General features: G+C 34.1%; 14 protein-coding genes and 1 tRNA gene. 11 read left to right on the plus strand and 4 right to left on the minus strand.

The features are described 5' to 3' along the window. Nucleotides 1-13: 13 nt before the first annotated feature. Nucleotides 14-310 carry a thioredoxin family protein gene (locus H601_RS0108770; RefSeq protein WP_026711166.1) on the plus strand — a complete coding sequence of 99 codons (297 nt, stop codon included), beginning with the start codon at nt 14-16 and terminating at the stop codon, nt 308-310. A gap of 1 nt (nt 311) precedes the next feature. Here the strand turns inward: H601_RS0108770 and H601_RS0108775 are convergent, their stop codons facing one another. Both H601_RS0108775 and H601_RS0108780 read right to left on the minus strand, forming a co-directional pair. Continuing rightward, a complete protein-coding gene (locus tag H601_RS0108775) occupies nt 312-956 on the minus strand; it encodes a polysaccharide deacetylase family protein (RefSeq protein ID WP_026711167.1) in 645 nt (214 codons plus the stop codon). A gap of 38 nt (nt 957-994) precedes the next feature. Then, nucleotides 995-4192, minus strand: a complete 3198-nt coding sequence (locus tag H601_RS0108780) for a DUF2723 domain-containing protein (protein WP_026711168.1) — start codon at nt 4190-4192, stop codon at nt 995-997. A gap of 226 nt (nt 4193-4418) precedes the next feature. On the opposite strand from H601_RS0108780, the gene H601_RS0108785 reads away from it, so the two are divergent. After that, nucleotides 4419-4489, plus strand: a tRNA-Gln gene (locus H601_RS0108785). A 55-nt stretch (nt 4490-4544) separates the two neighbouring features. On the opposite strand, the gene H601_RS0108790 is transcribed toward H601_RS0108785, so the two are convergent. After that, the gene (locus tag H601_RS0108790; RefSeq protein WP_026711169.1) at nt 4545-5369 is read right to left on the minus strand and encodes a universal stress protein; all 825 of its coding nucleotides are present in this window, start codon (nt 5367-5369) and stop codon (nt 4545-4547) included. Nucleotides 5370-5541: 172 nt separating this feature from the next. Here H601_RS0108790 and rimP point away from each other — a divergent pair, with 172 nt between their 5' ends. The 3 genes from rimP to infB are packed head-to-tail and all read left to right on the plus strand — an operon-like array spanning nt 5542 to nt 10095. Then, nucleotides 5542-6006, plus strand: a complete 465-nt coding sequence (gene rimP, locus H601_RS0108795; RefSeq protein WP_026711170.1) for a ribosome assembly cofactor RimP — start codon at nt 5542-5544, stop codon at nt 6004-6006. Nucleotides 6007-6026: 20 nt separating this feature from the next. After that, nucleotides 6027-7271: a transcription termination factor NusA gene (nusA, locus tag H601_RS0108800; protein WP_026711171.1), complete on the plus strand. Its 1245-nt coding sequence runs from the start codon at nt 6027-6029 to the stop codon at nt 7269-7271. Between the two features lie 37 nt (nt 7272-7308). Beyond that, complete coding sequence (infB, locus tag H601_RS0108805) at nt 7309-10095, plus strand: translation initiation factor IF-2 (RefSeq protein WP_026711172.1); 2787 nt, start codon at nt 7309-7311, stop codon at nt 10093-10095. 34 nt (nt 10096-10129) lie between these two features. Here the strand turns inward: infB and H601_RS0108810 are convergent, their stop codons facing one another. After that, complete coding sequence (locus H601_RS0108810) at nt 10130-10519, minus strand: SPOR domain-containing protein (RefSeq protein ID WP_051220706.1); 390 nt, start codon at nt 10517-10519, stop codon at nt 10130-10132. A gap of 216 nt (nt 10520-10735) precedes the next feature. On the opposite strand from H601_RS0108810, the gene H601_RS0108815 reads away from it, so the two are divergent. The 6 genes from H601_RS0108815 to H601_RS0108840 are packed head-to-tail and all read left to right on the plus strand — an operon-like array spanning nt 10736 to nt 19089. Beyond that, complete coding sequence (locus H601_RS0108815; protein ID WP_026711174.1) at nt 10736-12070, plus strand: c-type cytochrome; 1335 nt, start codon at nt 10736-10738, stop codon at nt 12068-12070. Between the two features lie 28 nt (nt 12071-12098). Beyond that, nucleotides 12099-15164: a TAT-variant-translocated molybdopterin oxidoreductase gene (locus H601_RS0108820; RefSeq protein WP_026711175.1), complete on the plus strand. Its 3066-nt coding sequence runs from the start codon at nt 12099-12101 to the stop codon at nt 15162-15164. Between the two features lie 36 nt (nt 15165-15200). Continuing rightward, the gene (nrfD, locus tag H601_RS0108825; RefSeq protein ID WP_026711176.1) at nt 15201-16604 is read left to right on the plus strand and encodes an NrfD/PsrC family molybdoenzyme membrane anchor subunit; all 1404 of its coding nucleotides are present in this window, start codon (nt 15201-15203) and stop codon (nt 16602-16604) included. 21 nt (nt 16605-16625) lie between these two features. Beyond that, nucleotides 16626-17150: a DUF3341 domain-containing protein gene (locus tag H601_RS0108830; RefSeq protein WP_026711177.1), complete on the plus strand. Its 525-nt coding sequence runs from the start codon at nt 16626-16628 to the stop codon at nt 17148-17150. Between the two features lie 9 nt (nt 17151-17159). Next, entirely contained in the window at nt 17160-17723 is a 564-nt protein-coding gene (locus H601_RS0108835; RefSeq protein WP_026711178.1) for a c-type cytochrome, read from the plus strand. 25 nt (nt 17724-17748) lie between these two features. Beyond that, on the plus strand, nt 17749-19089 hold the full coding sequence (locus H601_RS0108840) for a hypothetical protein (protein ID WP_026711179.1): 1341 nt from the start codon (nt 17749-17751) through the stop codon (nt 19087-19089). Nucleotides 19090-19103 lie beyond the last annotated feature (14 nt).

Consider the following 19103-nt stretch of genomic DNA (forward strand, 5'->3'; position numbering starts at 1 on the left):
AATTTGTCAATTTATGTCAAAATTTGGTGAACTTATTAATGCTCATGTTCCGGTTTTAATTGATTTTTATACCGAGTGGAACGAATCTTCAGTTGCGATGCATCCTGTAATTAGAGATGTGGCTGCTGCTTTGGGAGATAAAGCAAAAGTGATAAAAATTGATGTTGATAAAAATCAGGAATTAGCTGATGCTTTACGTATTAAAGGATTGCCTACGTTAATGATTTATAAAGACGGTCAAATGGTTTGGAGACAATCCGGTGAGTTGGATGCCAACACCATCATTGGATTAGTGCAAGAGCAAGTCTAGTTTAGCGGATTATATCACATTGATATCCGTTTTCGGATAGATACTGTAAAGTTTTTGGAAGTACATATTCCAAATTCTGAAATGCTTTTATACTATCGTGAAAGACAATTATGCTGCCTGGTTCAAGATTGTCAATTACATTTTCTAAACATTTTTCTTTAGAAATTTCCTTTTTGTAATCGGCACTTAAAACATCCCACATAATTATTTTATATCTTAATCTTCGCAATCTTCTGGATTGTGAGGGTTTTATTTTTCCATAAGGTGGTCTGAATAATCTAGATTTAAGATTGACCATTGGCGATTTTTGAATTTCCACTTCACACATTTCTACTTCTTTGAAATAAGTTTTGTTTGAGGTATTCCATCCCTTTACATGGTTAAAAGTGTGATTGCCTATAGCATGACCGTCTTCAATAATTCTTAAAAAAACTTCAGGATTTTTTTCTACATTATTACCAATACAAAAGAAAGTAGCCTTTGCATCATATGTTTTTAATTGATTCAAAACCCAATCGGTAATTTCCGGTATTGGTCCGTCATCAAAAGTCAGAAATACTTTTTTTTCAGAAGTGGGTATGCTCCAAACATAATTGGAGAATATTTTTTTAATAATCGGATGTGTTTTAATCCAAAGTAAATCCATTTTAAAAAAAGAAGAGCCAAATGAATGGCTCTTAACTATTATTCGTTTTTACGTTTAAATCGTTCAAAGCGTTTGTTGTAGCTATTAAAAATAGCTTTTTGTTTTTCATAAAATTCTATATCATCATTCAGATTCATAGTTATTAAAAGTGAGCGATATCTTTCAATATTAGTAACGATTTCTATCATTCTATCGTTTTGATCGGATGATTTTAAATGAGTAAAATAATTCAATTGATCTTGGTATTTAAGTATCAATTTTTGCAAAAGTTCGCGAGCTTTTTCGGTTTTTCCTATGCTGTAGTAACCTCCGGCAAAAGGTTCTACCATGGTATAATATCCATAATAATCAATAGGCATTTTAGTTAAAGCCAATTCGATTACTTTCTCAGCTTTTTCATTTTTTTCTTCCAAAATAAGTTGTTGCATTAATCTGGACAGATTGGTACGGTAAGTTATACTGTTTCTTCTAGTTTCCACATCATGATAAATGTCGGTTCGTTCACCATTTCCCCAGTCCCATTTCATAACAATATCATACATTTTATCGCTATCAATTTGACCCATATCCATAGGCGACTCTTTATCTATTGGCGTTTTGATTGGAACAAGTTTATAGGTTAAACCATCCAATTGTAAATATTCTTTCATCCAAAGATAATCTTCATCGCTAAAACTTCCACCGGTGAAATAAATTGGTCTCTTCCAATTGTTGTTTTGAATAATATCAAACATCATGATACGAGCTTTGTAAATCGCTCTATCTTTTATTTCAATATCCATAAAAGGAACAATGGAATCATAATATTTTTCATTTACTACTTTGTTTTTGATTACGGCATTTTTATCAACTGGAATTCTAATTTTTGTAGTAGGGAAAAAATGAATACTTTGTCCGCTTTGCGTTTCTAATAATGTATTTGGGTCATCACTTTTAATAAAATCTAAAAAGTTCTTTAATTCCCAACGGTTTTGAGTGATTTCGTTTGAAATAACATAATCTAACTTATCACCTACATACAAGTTTCTGTCAAATGAAATCGGTAAAGGTTCGGAGTCATACGCTTTTGCTTTCATTTGATCAATATGCCAATCCGTCATAAAAAGCTGAGTGTTTACCACTCTAACATCTCTCCTGATTCCTTCAATTTCCTGAGCATACCACAGTGGGAAAGTATCATTATCGCCAATAGTAAATAAGATGGCATTGGGTTCGCATGATTCTAAGTATCCTTTCGCATTAGCCAAAGCAGTATATTTATTTGAACGGTCGTGGTCATCCCAATTTTGATTAGCCAATAAAACAGGGTTTGCCAATAACGTTAATCCCAATACAACAGGAAGTGCTATTTTTGGATTCAACCATTTTCTAATAAAGTCAAAAAAGGCATATACGCCAAGACCAATCCAAATGGCAAAAACATAAAATGAACCCACTAAAGCATAATCTCTTTCTCTTGGCTCAAATGGTCGTTCATTAAGATATACTTTTAAGGCAATACCTGTGAATAAGAATAAGACAAATAGAACATAGAATCCCTTAATATCTTTTTTATAATGAAAAAGCATTCCAATAATTCCAAGAATAAAAGGTAAAAAATAATAGGTGTTTCGCCCTTTGTTATTTAAAACATCTTGTGGCAAGTTTTTTTGTGAACCAAGGAAAATTTCATCAATAAAATTGATACCGCTTAGCCAATTCCCTTCATTATCATATTTTCCTTGAACGTCACTTTGTCTTCCTACAAAATTCCATAATAGGTAGCGAACATACATGTAACCAAATTGGTACTCAAACATGAATTTCAAATTATCGATTGAAGATGGTTTTTCAACAATCAAATAATTACCATATGATTTTAAAAAAGTGATATAATCTTCATCGTCTAATCTACCGGAAGCGTAAGCTTGTTTGAATTGTGCTACAATGTCAACTAATTCTTCTTCATGAGCATACTCAGGATCGATTTTAAAATTTACAAGATTTGTAAACTTCATGTAGTTTTCAGCATTGTCACTGCTCCACATTCTTGGTAAAATAGTTTTATGATCACCATGACTGTTTTGAGTGGCATTGATGTAATTGTTTGTGATGATATATTTCCCGGTTTTATAATCTCTTTCATAGTTTGGTGCTTTGTCAAGATAAGGTTCGTCTGGGTCTAAACCTGCAAACATATCTGTGAATTGTGGACCATAAAACAGAGGATTTTGAGGATATTGCTCTCTGTTGTAATAGGCTAAAACCTCTCTCGCATCAGAAGGTTTATTTTCATTAATCACAACATTTGCATTGGCACGAATCGGAAGCATCATCCAAGTTGAAAATCCGATAAAAATAAAAAGCACACACAATAATAAGGTATTGTACTGCGGTAAGTTTTTAGCTTTAGTGTATTTCAATCCAAAATAAAAGAAAGCAATCAAAATGAGTGTCATAAAGATTGTACCTGAATCAAAAGGAAGACCAATGGAGTTAACCATAAAAACTTCTGTTTTTCCAAAAAGTGACATGGTTAATGGTAAAAGCATTTTGAAAATGAACAATAATATGGCAACAACAACAATATTAGCAATAATAAAACTTTTAATAGTAACGGTTTTGTAATTTTTAAAGAAATAGAGTAATCCTATGGATGGTATGGTCAAAAGAGCCATAAAGTGGACGCCAAAAGAAAGTCCAGTCATTAAAGAAATCAACAGCAACCATTTATTCCCTCTAGGAGTATGCATTTCCTCTTCCCATCGTAATGCTAACCAAAATAATATAGCGATAAACAAAGAAGCCATCGCATACACTTCAGCTTCTACGGCATTAAACCAAAAACTATCCGTAAAAGTAAAGCCAACTGCACCCACAAAAGCGGCACCTAAAATGGCAATACCTTCGTAATTTCCAATATTTTGAAAAGAAGAAACTACTTTTTTCAAAAGAATAGTTAATGACCAAAAAAGAAATAAAACCGTAAATGCACTAGAAAAAACAGACATCATATTGACCATTAATGCAACTTTTGATGCTTCAGGAGCAAACATTGCAAAAAAGGCTCCCATCATCTGAAATAAGGGTGCTCCTGGCGGATGTCCAACTTGTAATTTTGCGGAAGTTGCAATGTATTCGCCACAATCCCAAAAACTTAAGGTGGGTTCAACGGTTAATGTAAACGTGATTAAGGCAATTAAAAAGGTAGTCCATCCAAGGATGTTGTTCCATTTTTTAAAATTAAATGTCATCATGTATGCTAATTATAAATTGGCTGTAAAGTCATACAAAGAAACTATTTTTTTATGGAAACCACTATTGCTTAACAAAATTTTCTCAAACAAGTTTTTTTAACTTGCTAAAAATCAATTGAAGATTTTTTGAAATTGCTTTTCAAACAAAAAATCACATAAAAAAGGAGCTAATAATTTGCAGAGAATAAAAATTGTACTAAATTTGCACCCGCAATCAAGCAATTGATGGTCCATGGTGTAATGGTAACACTACGGTTTTTGGTGCCGTCTTTCTAGGTTCGAGTCCTAGTGGACCAACAAAAAAGCCCGCTCAAATTGAGTGGGCTTTTTTATTTTTCAGGTATTTCAACTCTTATATTTTGAAAGTAAGTACCGGTTTTACGGAGTGATTTACTAAATCTTCACTTATACTTCCGTTAAAAAAATGAGCTAAACCTTTTCTGCCGTGTGTACACATTCCAATCAAGTCTGCGTTTGTGCTGTTTGCAAAGTTTAAAATTCCTTTTTCAACATTTGCATCGTTAAAAATATGAGATGTATAATTGTTGATATTAAATTGAGCAATGAATTTATCCATTATTTCTTGTGCAACTAATGTTGATTTGAAATTATTTGGAGTATTAATCATTACTAAATTCATATTTGCACCAAATTTATTAGCTATTTCAACCGCTTTAGCAAAAGGTTTTTTTACTTCATCAGAAAAATCCGAAGCAAAAACAAAATTATCTACATTAAAATTAGGATTTTCTTGTTTGATGATTAAAACAGGAACTTCAGAATGACGAACTACTTTCTCTGCATTAGAACCGATAAACATATCTTTGAATCCACTCGCTCCATGAGAGCCCATTACAATTAAATCAATATCATTTTTTTGAATGATTTTAAGGATTCCATCAAATGCTAATTCAAACTGAATAACTTCTGAAACTTTTAAACCTTCAAGATAGTCAGCTTCCATCAGGTTCTCTAATTTTGCAATGGCAGCATTTTTAAAAAACATAATCTCAGGTAAAGCATGACCTGCCGAAACAGCATCTCCAGATTGATGTGGTAATTCAAGCATGTGAAGTAAAATGATTTCACCATTGTGTTTTTTTGCAATTTGAGCAGCCACTTTTAAAGCGTATTCGGCATGTTGAGAAAAATCGGTTGGAATTAAAATTTTTTTCATAAAAAAAGTTATAAGAAATTGGTTGGTTTTGTCTTAATTTTAGATTATAAAGGTACAATTTATTTTTGAATTTAAATTGAATTTTCAAATATAAAAAAAAACACTATATTTGCACCATTATTTAAGAAAATGGATAATGAGGGGAGCAAAGCTCCCCTCTTTTTATAAAATCATGACATTTAAACAACAAGTTGAGGCGTTATTAGAGCAGGCTATAGAAGAGAGACCATCGTTGTTTCTTATTGACCTCACAATAACGGATGCAATGAAAATTATTGTAACTTTGGATGGCGATGATGGTGTTCAATTACAAGACTGCATTGATATAAGTCGAGCAATTGAAAACAATTTAGACAGAGAAGTGAATGATTTTTCATTAGAAGTAGCATCTGCAGGATTGTCTTCTCCGCTTAAATTGGTAAGACAATATAAAAAAAATATTGGTAGGACTTTAAAAGTTAAAACCGGAAATGATCAGATAGAAGCTCTTTTAATAGACGCAAATGAAGATTTTATCACTTTATCATGGTCTGCAAGAGAACCCAAAAAAATTGGAAAAGGGAAAGAAACCGTTGAAAAAAAATTGGAATTACCCTATTCAGAAATTAAAGAAGCAATAGTGACAATAACATTTTAAATATAAGTAAGTAGAGTAGCATGGAAAATATAGCATTAATTGAATCATTTTCAGAGTTTAAAGACGATAAATTAATTGATCGTGTGACCCTTATGGCCATTTTGGAAGATGTGTTTAGAAATGCCTTAAAAAAGAAATATGGTTCTGATGATAATTTCGATATCATTATCAATCCTGATAAAGGAGATATGGAAATTTGGAGAAATAGAGTGGTGGTGGCAGATGGTGAAGTAGAAGATGAGAATTCTGAAATTTCTTTATCAGAGGCTAGAAAAATTGAGCCTGATTTTGAAGTAGGAGAAGATGTATCGGAAGAGGTGAAATTAATTGATTTAGGAAGAAGAGCTATTTTAGCTTTGCGTCAAAATTTGATTTCAAAAATTCATGAGCATGACAGTACAAACCTTTATAAACAATTCAAAGATTTAATTGGTGAAATTTATTCTGCAGAAGTGCATCATGTTCGACCAAAAGTTATTATCTTAGTTGATGATGACGGAAATGAAATTGTTTTACCAAAAGAAAAACAAATTCCATCCGATTTTTTCAGAAAAGGAGATAATGTTCGTGGAATTATTGAAAGTGTTGAATTGAAAGGTAATAAACCCCAAATCATTATGTCTAGAACATCTGAAAAGTTCTTGGAAAAACTTTTTGAACAAGAAATTCCTGAGATTTTTGACGGATTGATTATGATCAAAAAAGTGGTTAGAATTCCTGGTGAAAAAGCGAAAGTAGCTGTTGATTCATATGATGATAGAATTGATCCTGTTGGAGCTTGTGTCGGAATGAAAGGGTCAAGAATTCATGGAATTGTTAGAGAATTAGGGAATGAAAATATTGATGTAATTAATTATACGAATAACAATCAATTATTCATTACCAGAGCCTTGAGTCCGGCAAAAGTTTCATCCATCAAAATAGATGAAGATAAAAAAAGAGCCGAAGTATATTTGAAGTTAGAAGAAGTTTCTAAAGCCATCGGTAGAGGAGGTCATAACATCAAATTAGCTGGTTTTTTAACAGGATATGAGTTAGATGTAATTCGTGAAGGAAATGTTGCAGAAGAAGAAGATGACGTTGAATTAACGGAATTCTCTGATGAAATTGATGGATGGGTAATTGATGAATTCGCAAAAATTGGATTAGATACCGCTAGAAGCGTATTGAAACATTCTGTTGAAGATTTAGTTAGAAGAACAGATTTAGAAGAAGAAACTGTTTTGGAAGTGATTAAAATATTAAAATCTGAATTTGAAGCTTAATCTTCAAAGTGAATTGAACACACACTAATAAAAATATATGTCTGAAGAAAAGAACATAAGAATTAATAAAGTTTTAAGGGAATTAAATATTTCTTTGGAGAGGGCTGTCGATTATTTAAAAGACAAAGGTGTTTCAATTGAAGCCAGTCCAAATACAAAAATCTCTGAAAGTGAATATACAATTCTTTGTAATGAGTTTGCTGGCGATAAAGGGAACAAAGCAGCTTCTAAAGAGGTTGGAGAAGAAAAGCGTAAAGAGAAAGAAGCTCTTCGAATAGAAAGAGAAAAAGAAGAGTTTCTTAAAAAGCAACAAGAAGAAGAGTTGTTAAAACAACAACAAGAAGTGATCAAGGCCAAAGCTACAGTAACTGGGCCAAAACAAGTTGGGAAAATTGAATTGGATCCTAAAAAGCAAATTCCACAAGAAGAAGTTAAAAAAGAAGTAGTAACAGTAAAAGAAATAGTTGTTGAAAAAGAAACTCCAGTTGTTGAAGTTGTAAAAGAGGTTAAAGTTGAAAAAGAAGTAAAACAAGAAGTTTCAAAAAAACCTGAAGTTTCGAAAGAAGAAATTACCAAGCAATCCAAAGAAGAAGCTGATGAAGCACCTTTGGTTGAAGAGAAGTTTGAAACACAATATCAAAAGCTATCTGGAGCTACTATTACAGGTCAACGCATTGACTTATCTCAATTTGATAAGCCTAAAAAGAAAAAGGAAGAACCAAAAATTCAACCCAACAAGCCTTCAAATCAAGGTGGAAATGCTAATGATGCGAAAAATAAGAGAAAAAGAATTCCACCAAAACCAGGAACGAATCCAGGACAAGGACAAGGAAATGGTCAAGGGAATAATCGTCCGCAGCAAGGTAAGCCAGGCTTCAATAAGGGTGTTAGACCCGCAATTGTTGCAAAGGTAGAGCCAACCGAAGAAGAAGTTCAAAAACAAATTCGTGAAACGCTTGAAAAACTTCAGGGTAAAGGAAATAAGAGTAAAGCTGCCAAGTATAGAAGAGATAAAAGAGAAACACATCGTCAACGAAATGATGATGAGTTGAAAGCGATTGAAGAAGGAAGTAAAATTTTGAAAGTAACGGAATTCGTTACTGTTGGAGAAATTGCTACAATGATGGATGTGCCTATTACTAAAGTAATTGGAACATGTATGTCATTGGGTATCATGGTAACTATGAACCAACGTTTAGATGCAGAAACACTTTCTATTGTTGCGGATGAATTTGGTTATGAAGTTGAATTTATTACAACCGATCTTGAAGAAGCTATTGAAGTTGTTGAGGACAGAGAAGAAGATCTTGTATTTCGTGCACCTATAGTTACGGTTATGGGTCACGTTGATCACGGTAAAACATCTCTTTTGGATTATATTCGTAAAACGAATGTAATTGCTGGAGAATCCGGAGGAATCACGCAGCACATCGGTGCTTATGGTGTAACCTTAGAAAATGGTCAAAAAATTGCTTTTTTAGATACGCCCGGTCACGAAGCGTTTACGGCTATGCGTGCACGTGGTGCTCAGTTAACCGATATTGCAATTATTGTAATTGCTGCTGACGATGACATCATGCCTCAAACCAAAGAAGCCATTAGTCATGCTCAAGCAGCTGGTGTACCTATGATCTTTGCTATTAATAAAGTTGATAAACCAAATGCTAATCCGGAAAAAATTAAAGAAAGATTAGCCGGAATGAACTTATTGGTAGAGGATTGGGGTGGAAAAATTCAATCACATGATATTTCTGCTAAAATGGGTATGGGTGTAAAAGAATTACTTGAAAAAGTTTTACTTGAAGCAGAATTATTAGATTTAAAAGCAAATCCAGATAAACCAGCGGTCGGTACAGTAATTGAAGCTTTCTTAGATAAAGGAAAAGGATATATATCAACTGTTTTAGTACAAGCGGGTACATTGCGAGTTGGAGATTATGTATTGGCGGGTAAAAATCATGGTAAAGTGAAAGCGATGCATGATGAACGTGGAAAAGTAATCAAAGAAGCTGGACCTTCAACGCCAATATCCATTTTAGGTCTTGATGGAGCTCCTACAGCGGGAGATAAATTCAATGTTTTTGAAGACGAACGCGAAGCAAAACAAATTGCGGCGAAACGTTCTCAATTAATGCGTGAGCAATCGGTTAGAACGCAAAAACACATTACCCTTGCAGAGATTGGAAGACGTATTGCATTAGGTCAGTTTAAAGAGTTGAATATTATCTTAAAAGGTGACGTGGATGGTTCTGTAGAAGCTCTTTCTGATTCCTTCTCTAAATTGTCAACGGAAGAAATTCAAATTAAAATTATTCATAAAGGTGTTGGTGCCATTACAGAATCGGATGTATTGTTAGCTTCTGCTTCTGATGCGATTATTATTGGATTTAATGTTCGCCCTGCCGGAAATGCAAAACAATTGGCTGATAAAGAAGAAATTGATATCAAAACCTACTCAATTATCTATGATGCAATTGATGATTTAAAAGATGCAATGGAAGGAATGTTGTCTCCGGAAATGAAAGAAGAAATTTCAGGAACTGCCGAAATACGTGAAACCTTTAAAATTTCTAAAATTGGAACAATTGCCGGTTGTATGGTAATTGATGGAAAAATCATTAGAAGTTCTAAAATTAGATTAATTCGTGAAGGAGTAGTCATTTATACTGGTGAATTAGTTGCTCTTAAACGTTTTAAAGACGATGTAAAAGAAGTTTCTAAAGGATATGACTGTGGTATGCAAATCAAAGGATATAACGATATTCAGATAAACGATTTGATTGAAAGTTTCAGCCAAGTAGAAGTCAAGAAAAAACTAAAATAATAAGCATAAAAAATCCCGATTTATCGGGATTTTTTTATTTATTGGGTTTTATTAAAAATGCATTTGGATACTTCGTTTTTAGTTCTTTCAAGTTTTTCTCAGCTTCAATCCTTGTTTTAAAATTCCCTACCCAAACTTTGTAAACAGGTGTGTGAAAAACAATTGTTGCATCAAAATTTTTGTTCTCTTTTTTAAATTGTAATAATTCTTTTTTTGCATTTTCACTATTACCGGTAAATAATTGAATTTTCCACCTGTCATTCATTGTTAAAGATGCGTTAACCTTGCGTTTTTCGTTTAACAATTGTTCAAATTTCGCATCTTGTTCAACGGTGGTTGTTTGACTAATTACAGTTTGAAAACCAAATAAAAAGACTAATAAAAATAAGGAACGCAACAGATTTTTTCTTTCTTTGAAAAGCATAATGAATTGATTTTTATGCAAATGTACAGCTTATGAAATAAAACAAAACAATAAATATTATTTAGAATAAATATAAATTACTATTTAAGGTTATTTTAAGGTTTTGAGAATAGTTCATAAGTCGTATTTTTGTCGGAGTTTTTAATAAAAAGCATGTTTTATTAAATACATAGAAAAAATTATACCAAAATTAGTCGACAAATTATAACTACTTATATGAAAAAGGTGGGTAACCATAATTCGATTTCCAGAATACTAAAATTCAGTTTAGCTTTGATGCTAACTTTTTCAATTCAACTTTTTGCTCAAGATGCTGTGACTCCTGCACCTGATGCTGCCGCAACTGCCACACCTGCACCTTCTGCTACTGGTGATGCTGCTGCCGGAAAAGCATTATTCAATGCTCAGTGTGCGGCTTGTCATAAGTTGGACGCTAAAATGACTGGGCCTGCATTACGTGGGGTGGGTGATAAATATGAAAAAGAATGGTTGTATAAATGGATTCGCAATAGTGCTGATTTAATCAAATCAGGAGACGAAAGAGCAAACAAAGTATTCAATGAGTTCAACAAGTCCCCAATGACGGCTTTCCCTCAGTTGTCTAATGCGGATATTGATAATATCATTGCTTATACAATGGAGCCAGTTCCTGCACCGGCGGCAGTAGCTGCTGTTCCTGGAGGAGATCAAGGTTCAGTTCAATCTGGTGGAATTTCAAACGAAGTAATTCTTGGTGCTCTTGCTTTAGTATTAGCGATGTTGGTTGTGATGTTGTTTTTGGTGAACAATGTATTAACCAGAATAGCTAAAGCAAACGGGTTAGAAGTCGCAAAAAGCGAAAAATCATTACCGATTTGGAAGGCTTTCGCTAAAAATCAATTTTTAGTCTTAGTTACAGTTATTTTCTTCTTGTTGTCTAGTGCTTACTTTGTGTATGGATGGTTCATGCAAGTCGGAGTTGATCAGGGTTACGAACCTATTCAACCGATTCATTATTCACATAGAATCCATGCCGGAGAAAACGGTATTGATTGTAAATATTGTCACTCTGCAGCCAGAGAAAGTAAACATTCAAATATTCCTTCATTAAATGTGTGTATGAACTGTCATAAAAATATTTCTGAAGTGGCTGAATCAACTGCCACTCCTGAATATAGCAAAGCTTTTTATGATGGTGAAATCCAAAAATTATATGATGCAGTGGGTTGGGATAAAGCAAACCAAAAATATACCGGAAAAACGCAACCAGTGAAATGGGTTCGTATTCATAATCTTCCTGATTTAGTTTACTTCAACCACGCACAACACGTAACGGTTGGAGGAATTGAATGTCAAACGTGTCACGGTCCTGTTGAAGAGATGGAAATTATGAAACAACATTCTCCTTTAACAATGGGATGGTGTATCAATTGTCACAGAGAAACAGAAGTGAAGTTGAAAGACAACGAATATTACAAAAAAATACATGAAGAACTTTCTAAAAAATATGGTGTAGAGAAATTAACTGCTGCACAAATGGGAGGTTTAGAATGTGGAAAATGTCACTATTAATTAATTAAGAAGCTAATATATATACAGTATGTCATCAAACAAAAAATACTGGAAAAGTGTTGAAGAGCTAAACGATAACAGTTCTATTGTTGAGACGCTAAGAAATAATGAGTTCGTGGAACCAATTCCAACGGATGAGTTTCTGGGAGATAAAGACAGTTTGTCTAATTCTTCAACGTCAAGACGTGATTTCTTAAAATATGTAGGTTTTAGTACAGCTGCTGCTTCATTAGTGGCTTGTGAAGGACCGGTTATTAAATCTATTCCTTATGTTGTTCAACCGGAACAAATTATTCCGGGTATTGCAGATTATTATGCAACTACAATGTTTGACGGATTTGATTTTGCTAACATTTTAGTGAAAACTAGAGAAGGCCGTCCGATTAAAATCGAAAACAATACAATTGAAGGTGCCAATTTTAGTGCCAATGCAAGAGTTCATGCTTCCGTTTTATCGATGTATGACAACATGCGTTTAAAGCAACCAAAAGTGAGTCAAAAAGAGGCGACTTGGTCTGATGTTGATGCTAAAGTAAAGGCTAGTTTGGCTGATGCAAAAGCAACTGGAGCTCAAGTTGTGCTTTTAACAGGAACTTTAGCTAGCCCTTCCACCAATAAATTAGTTGCTGAATTTATGGCTAACAATCCAACTGCAAAGCATGTAATTTATGATGCAGTTTCTTCTTCAGAAGCATTAGATGCTTTTCAAGCAGCTTATGGAGAAAGAGCGTTAGCTGAATATGATTTTTCAAAAGCAAATACTATCGTTTCTGTTGGAGCTGATTTCTTAGGCGATTGGCAAGGTGGTGGTTATGATAAAGGATATGCTCAAGGTAGAGTTCCTAAACAAGGAAAAATGTCAAAGCACGTTCAGTTAGAAGCGAATATGACTTTGTCTGGAGCTGCAGCTGATAGAAGAATTCCGATGTCAACTGCTGAACAAAAATTAGCATTAGTTAAAATTTTCAGTATCGTTACCGGAACTCCTGTAAATGTTGGAAAATTAGCTAATGAAGCTGAAATTGTTAATATTGCTGGACAATTAAATCAATCGGGTACTAAAGGTGTTTTAGTTTCCGGTATTGATGATAAAAATGCACAATTATTAGTATTGGCAATCAATGCTAAATTAAATAGTGAGGCTTTTAATCCAAATCAAACCCGTCAAATCAGAAAAGGTTCTAATCAAGCAGTTGCTGAATTAGTTGCTGATTTGAATGCTGGAAAAGTACACACACTTATTATGAGTGGTGTAAATCCGGTTTATACCTTAGCAGATGGTAAAGCTTTTGCTGACGGATTGAAAAAAGCAAAACTTTCTGTTGCTATTGCATTAAAAGAAGATGAAACGGCTTCTTTAACTTCAATTGCTGCACCAGCTCCTCATTATTTAGAGAGTTGGGGAGATGTTGAAATTATCAAAGGTATTTACGGAGTTACACAACCAACTATTCGTCCGTTGTTTAATTCTCGTCAATTACAAGATAATTTGTTAGTATGGAATGGAAGTGATAAAACCTACTACGATTACTTAAAAGATACTTGGACTAACGGAATTTTATCCGGTAAGTCATGGAGTCAAGCTGTTCACGATGGAATATTTGTTTCCGCTACAGCGTCTCCTAATAGTGCAGCAGGTGTTGATTTCTCAGCCGCCGCTTCAGCTTTAGCTCAAGCAAAACCAAGTGAATTTGAATTAAATTTATATACTAAAACCGGAATGGGTGATGGGCAACAAGCCAACAACCCATGGTTACAAGAGTTTCCAGATCCAATTACAAGAGTTTCATGGGATAACTATTTAACTGTTTCAAAAGCTGATGCAGATAAAATGGGAATCAAAAATGAAATTGTTGCCAATGGAGGTCTTAACGGAAGTTATGTAACTATTTCGGTTGGAAATGCTAAAATTGAAAAAGTTCCTGTTATTGTTCAACCCGGACAAGCAAAAGGAACAGTAGGTTTAGCTTTTGGTTATGGTAAAAAAGCTTCATTAAAAGAAGCAATGCAAGTGGGTGTAAATGCGTATGCTTTGTATAAAGGATTCAATTCTACACAATCAGTAACTATTACTCCGGAAACTGGAGAGCACGAATTTGCATGTGTTCAAGCACAAAAAACATTAATGGGTCGTGGTGATATTATCAAGGAAACTACGTTAACCATTTTTAATACTGAAAAAGATGCTAAGAAGTGGAATCCACCACCAATGGTTTCTATCGATCACAAACCAATCGAAGCTACAAAAGTAGATTTATGGGATAGTTTTGATAGATCTGTTGGGCATCATTTTAACTTGTCAATCGATTTGAACTCTTGTACCGGATGTGGTGCTTGTGTAATCGCTTGTCATGCAGAAAATAACGTTCCTGTAGTTGGAAAATCAGAAGTAAGAAGAAGTAGAGATATGCACTGGTTGCGAATTGATAGATATTATTCTTCTGAAGAAACGTTTGCAGGTGATGTAAAAAGAAAAGAGGAATTTGATGGATTATTCGGAGAAAAAGGTTCGTTAGGAGGATTTGGTCAAATGGAAAATCCTGCTGAAAATCCTCAAGTAGCTTTCCAACCCGTAATGTGTCAGCATTGTAATCATGCACCATGTGAAACAGTTTGTCCGGTTGCTGCAACTTCGCACAGCCGTCAAGGTCAAAACCACATGGCATACAATAGATGTGTTGGTACTCGTTACTGTGCAAACAACTGTCCATATAAAGTACGTCGTTTCAACTGGTTCTTATACAACAAAAACAATGAATTCGATTTCCACATGAATGACGATTTAGGTCGTATGGTATTGAATCCGGATGTAAATGTTCGTTCAAGAGGGGTAATGGAAAAATGTTCTATGTGTATCCAAATGACACAAGCTACTATCTTAAAAGCGAAAAAAGAAGGTCGTCCGGTTAATAAAGACGAATTCCAAACTGCTTGTTCAAGTGCTTGTTCTACCGGATCAATGGTTTTTGGGGATGTAAATGATAAAGAAAGTGAAGTAGCCAAATTGGTTGAAGATGATAGAATGTATCATTTGTTAGAACATGTTGGAACAAAACCAAATGTATTCTATCACGTTAAAGTTAGAAATACGTAATTAAAATTTAATTAATAAGAAATACTATAAAGGATTATGTCGTCTCACTACGAAGCACCCATTAGAAAACCTTTAGTTATAGGTGATAAAACTTATCACGATGTAACAGTAGATGTCGCTGCTCCTGTTGAAGGAAGAGCAAATAAACAATGGTGGATTGTATTTTCAATCGCATTAACCGCTTTCCTTTGGGGATTAGGTTGTATGATTTACACCATTTCTACCGGTATCGGAACATGGGGATTAAATAAAACTGTTGGATGGGCTTGGGATATCACTAACTTCGTTTGGTGGGTTGGTATCGGTCACGCCGGAACATTGATTTCTGCCGTACTTTTATTATTCCGTCAAAAATGGAGAATGGCGATTAACCGTTCTGCGGAAGCAATGACCATCTTCTCTGTAATGCAAGCAGGTTTGTTCCCAATTATTCACATGGGTCGTCCATGGTTAGGATACTGGGTACTTCCAATTCCAAATCAATTTGGTTCGTTATGGGTGAATTTCAACTCACCATTACTTTGGGACGTATTTGCAATTTCTACCTATCTATCTGTATCGTTAGTTTTCTGGTGGACAGGTTTACTTCCTGACTTTGCGATGTTGAGAGACAGAGCGATTACTCCTTTTACAAAAAGAATTTATTCCGTTTTATCTTTCGGATGGAGTGGAAGAGCAAAAGATTGGCAACGTTTTGAAGAAGTTTCTTTAGTTCTTGCCGGATTAGCAACTCCTCTTGTACTTTCTGTACACACAATTGTATCCTTTGACTTTGCTACATCGGTAATTCCGGGTTGGCATACAACTATCTTTCCTCCGTATTTCGTTGCTGGAGCAGTTTTCTCAGGATTCGCAATGGTAAACACGTTGTTAATTATCATGCGTAAAGTGTCTAAATTAGAAGCATACATCACGATTCAACATATCGAATTAATGAACATAGTAATCATGATTACAGGTTCTATCGTAGGTGTTGCGTATATCACAGAGTTGTTTGTTGCATGGTATTCCGGAGTGGAATATGAACAATATGCTTTCTTAAATAGAGCAACAGGTCCTTATGCTTGGGCGTATTGGGCGATGATGACGTGTAACGTGTTTTCTCCTCAGTTTATGTGGTTCAAAAAATTAAGAACAAGTATCATGTTCTCGTTCGTAATTTCGATTGTTGTAAATATTGGTATGTGGTTTGAACGTTTCGTTATTATCGTAACTTCATTGCACAGAGATTACCTTCCATCATCTTGGACGATGTTCTCACCAACATTTGTAGATATTGGAATCTTTATTGGAACAATAGGATTCTTCTTTGTATTGTTCTTATTATATGCACGTTCATTCCCTGTAATTGCTCAAGCAGAGGTGAAAACCATCTTGAAATCTTCAGGTGAAAATTATAAAAGAAAAAGAGAACAAGAAGGCGATCACCACAATCATTAAGATAATTAGTAGTAAGAAATTATGAGTACTAAAGTTATACAAGCACTATATAATGATGATGACATCCTAATGGATGCGGTTAAAGAAACGCGAAAAGCTCATCACCATATTGAAGAGGTTTATACTCCTTTTCCGGTTCACGGTCTAGACAAAGCTATGGGACTTGCACCAACAAGAATTGCAATTGCATCTTTCTTGTATGGATGTGTTGGACTTTCTGTTGCTACTTGGATGATGAATTATATCATGATTCAAGATTGGCCCCAAGATATCGGAGGAAAACCAAGTTTTAGTTATATTGAAAACATGCCGGCGTTTGTGCCTATTATGTTTGAGTTAACCGTTTTCTTTGCTGCTCACTTAATGGTGATTACTTTTTATATGAGAAGTAAATTATGGCCTTTTAAATCAGCAGAAAATCCAGATGTAAGAACTACTGACGACCATTTTTTAATGGAAGTTGCAGTTCATAATAATGAGGAAGAACTGACTGATTTTTTAAAGAAAACAGGAGCAGTAGAAATTAAAGTTGTAGAAAAGCATTAAGATAGAAATATGAAAAGCTTATTTAAAATAGCCATGTTATTTGGACTTGCCGTTTCGGTTACGTCTTGTTTCGACAGTAAAAGTCCAAATTATCAATTTTTCCCTAATATGTATCAATCTGTAGGATACGAAACATATGCAGAATCAGATGCTTTTAATGGTGAAAATCAGCTAAAAGGTCAAACAGCTCAAGTACCACCTCAAGGTAGTATTAAAAGAGGTTTTGAAATTTATGATTATGAAAATTCAACTGCCGGTTATGAATTGGCAAAACTAAACTTAAAATCACCTCTTGATTCGATTTCTGAAAAAGAAGCTGCAAAAGGTAAAGAATTATACGGAATTTATTGTGCTATTTGCCATGGTGAACAAGGAAACGGGAAAGGCAAATTAGTAGAAAGAGAAAAATTCTTGGGAGTTCCAAGTTATGCTGACAGACCGGTTACCGAAGGAAGCGTTTTTCATGTGATTACTTACGGATTAAATTCAATGGGTTCTCATGCGAATCAATTATCGCAACATGAGCGTTGGTTAGTAACTGATTATGTCCTTCAGTTAAAAAGTAAATTATAATTATTGACAACTAGATTGTATAGATATGTATACCTTTTCAAGTAAATTAAAAGTTTTTTCCATTGTTCTGATAATTGTTGGATTGTTGGGAATTGGATATAGTTTTATCTCTGCTCCAAAAACCACAGCCGATGTAGAAAAAATTCTTGAAGCTGAAGCCCATGGTCATCATGGTTCACACGATGCTCACGCTCATGATACGCATGGTCATGGTGCAAATGACGCAGCTGCTCACGCAGAACATGAAGAGCATTTGAACCATGTTTTACATCAATTACAAAATAAGCCTTGGGCAGCTTTTTATGTTGCGGCATTATTTTTTATGTTGATTTCTTTAGGTGTTTTAGCCTTTTATGCTATTCAAAATGTAGCTCAAGCAGGATGGTCACCAGTATTGTTCAGAGTAATGCAAGGTATAACTGCCTATTTGCCTGTAGGTTCAATAATATTTTTCTTATTGTTGGTTTTAGCAGCTTTTCATTTCAATCATTTATTTGTATGGATGGATCCAGAATTAGTAAACCCTGAAAGTCCAAAGTTTGATAAATTGATTAATGGTAAAAAAGGCTACCTTAATGAATGGTTTTGGTTAATCAGAGCTTCAGTATTCATTATCGGATGGAATTTATACCGTCATTTTTCTAGAAAAAATTGTTTGGCACAAGACGAAGCATCAGACAATGCATTCTACAAAAAGAATTTTAATATTTCAGCAGGATTTTTAGTTTTCTTTATTGTAACAGAATCTATCATGTCTTGGGATTGGATTATGTCTGTTGATCCTCACTGGTTCTCTACCTTATTCGGATGGTATGTTTTCGCTTCTTTCTTTGTAAGTGGTATTACAGTAATAGCAATGGTAACATTATACCTAAAATCAAAAGGATATTTAGAGTATGTAAATACTAGTCATATTCATGATCTAGCTAAATTTATGTTTGGTATCAGTGTATTTTGGACATATTTGTGGTTCTCTCAATTCATGTTGATATGGTATTCAAATATTCCAGAAGAAGTAACATATTATGTTACTAGAATAGAACAATATAATTTACCTTTCTTCGGAATGGTAGTCATGAACTTTGTATTCCCATTCTTGATTCTTATCAATACAGATTTCAAACGTATCACTTGGATTTTAGTTATGGCTGGAACAGTTATATTGTTAGGTCATTATGTTGATTTCTTCAACATGATTATGCCTGCAACTGTTGGCGACAGGTGGTTTATTGGAGTTGCAGAAATTAGCTCATTGCTTTTCTTCTTAGGATTGTTTATTTTAGTTGTATTTACAGCTCTAACAAAAGCACCGCTTCTTCCAAAAAGAAATCCATTTATTGAAGAAAGTAAACATTTTCATTATTAATATTTAAAGATTTA

Source organism: Flavobacterium filum DSM 17961, from assembly GCF_000425465.1.
Classification (GTDB): Bacteria; Bacteroidota; Bacteroidia; order Flavobacteriales; family Flavobacteriaceae; genus Flavobacterium; species Flavobacterium filum.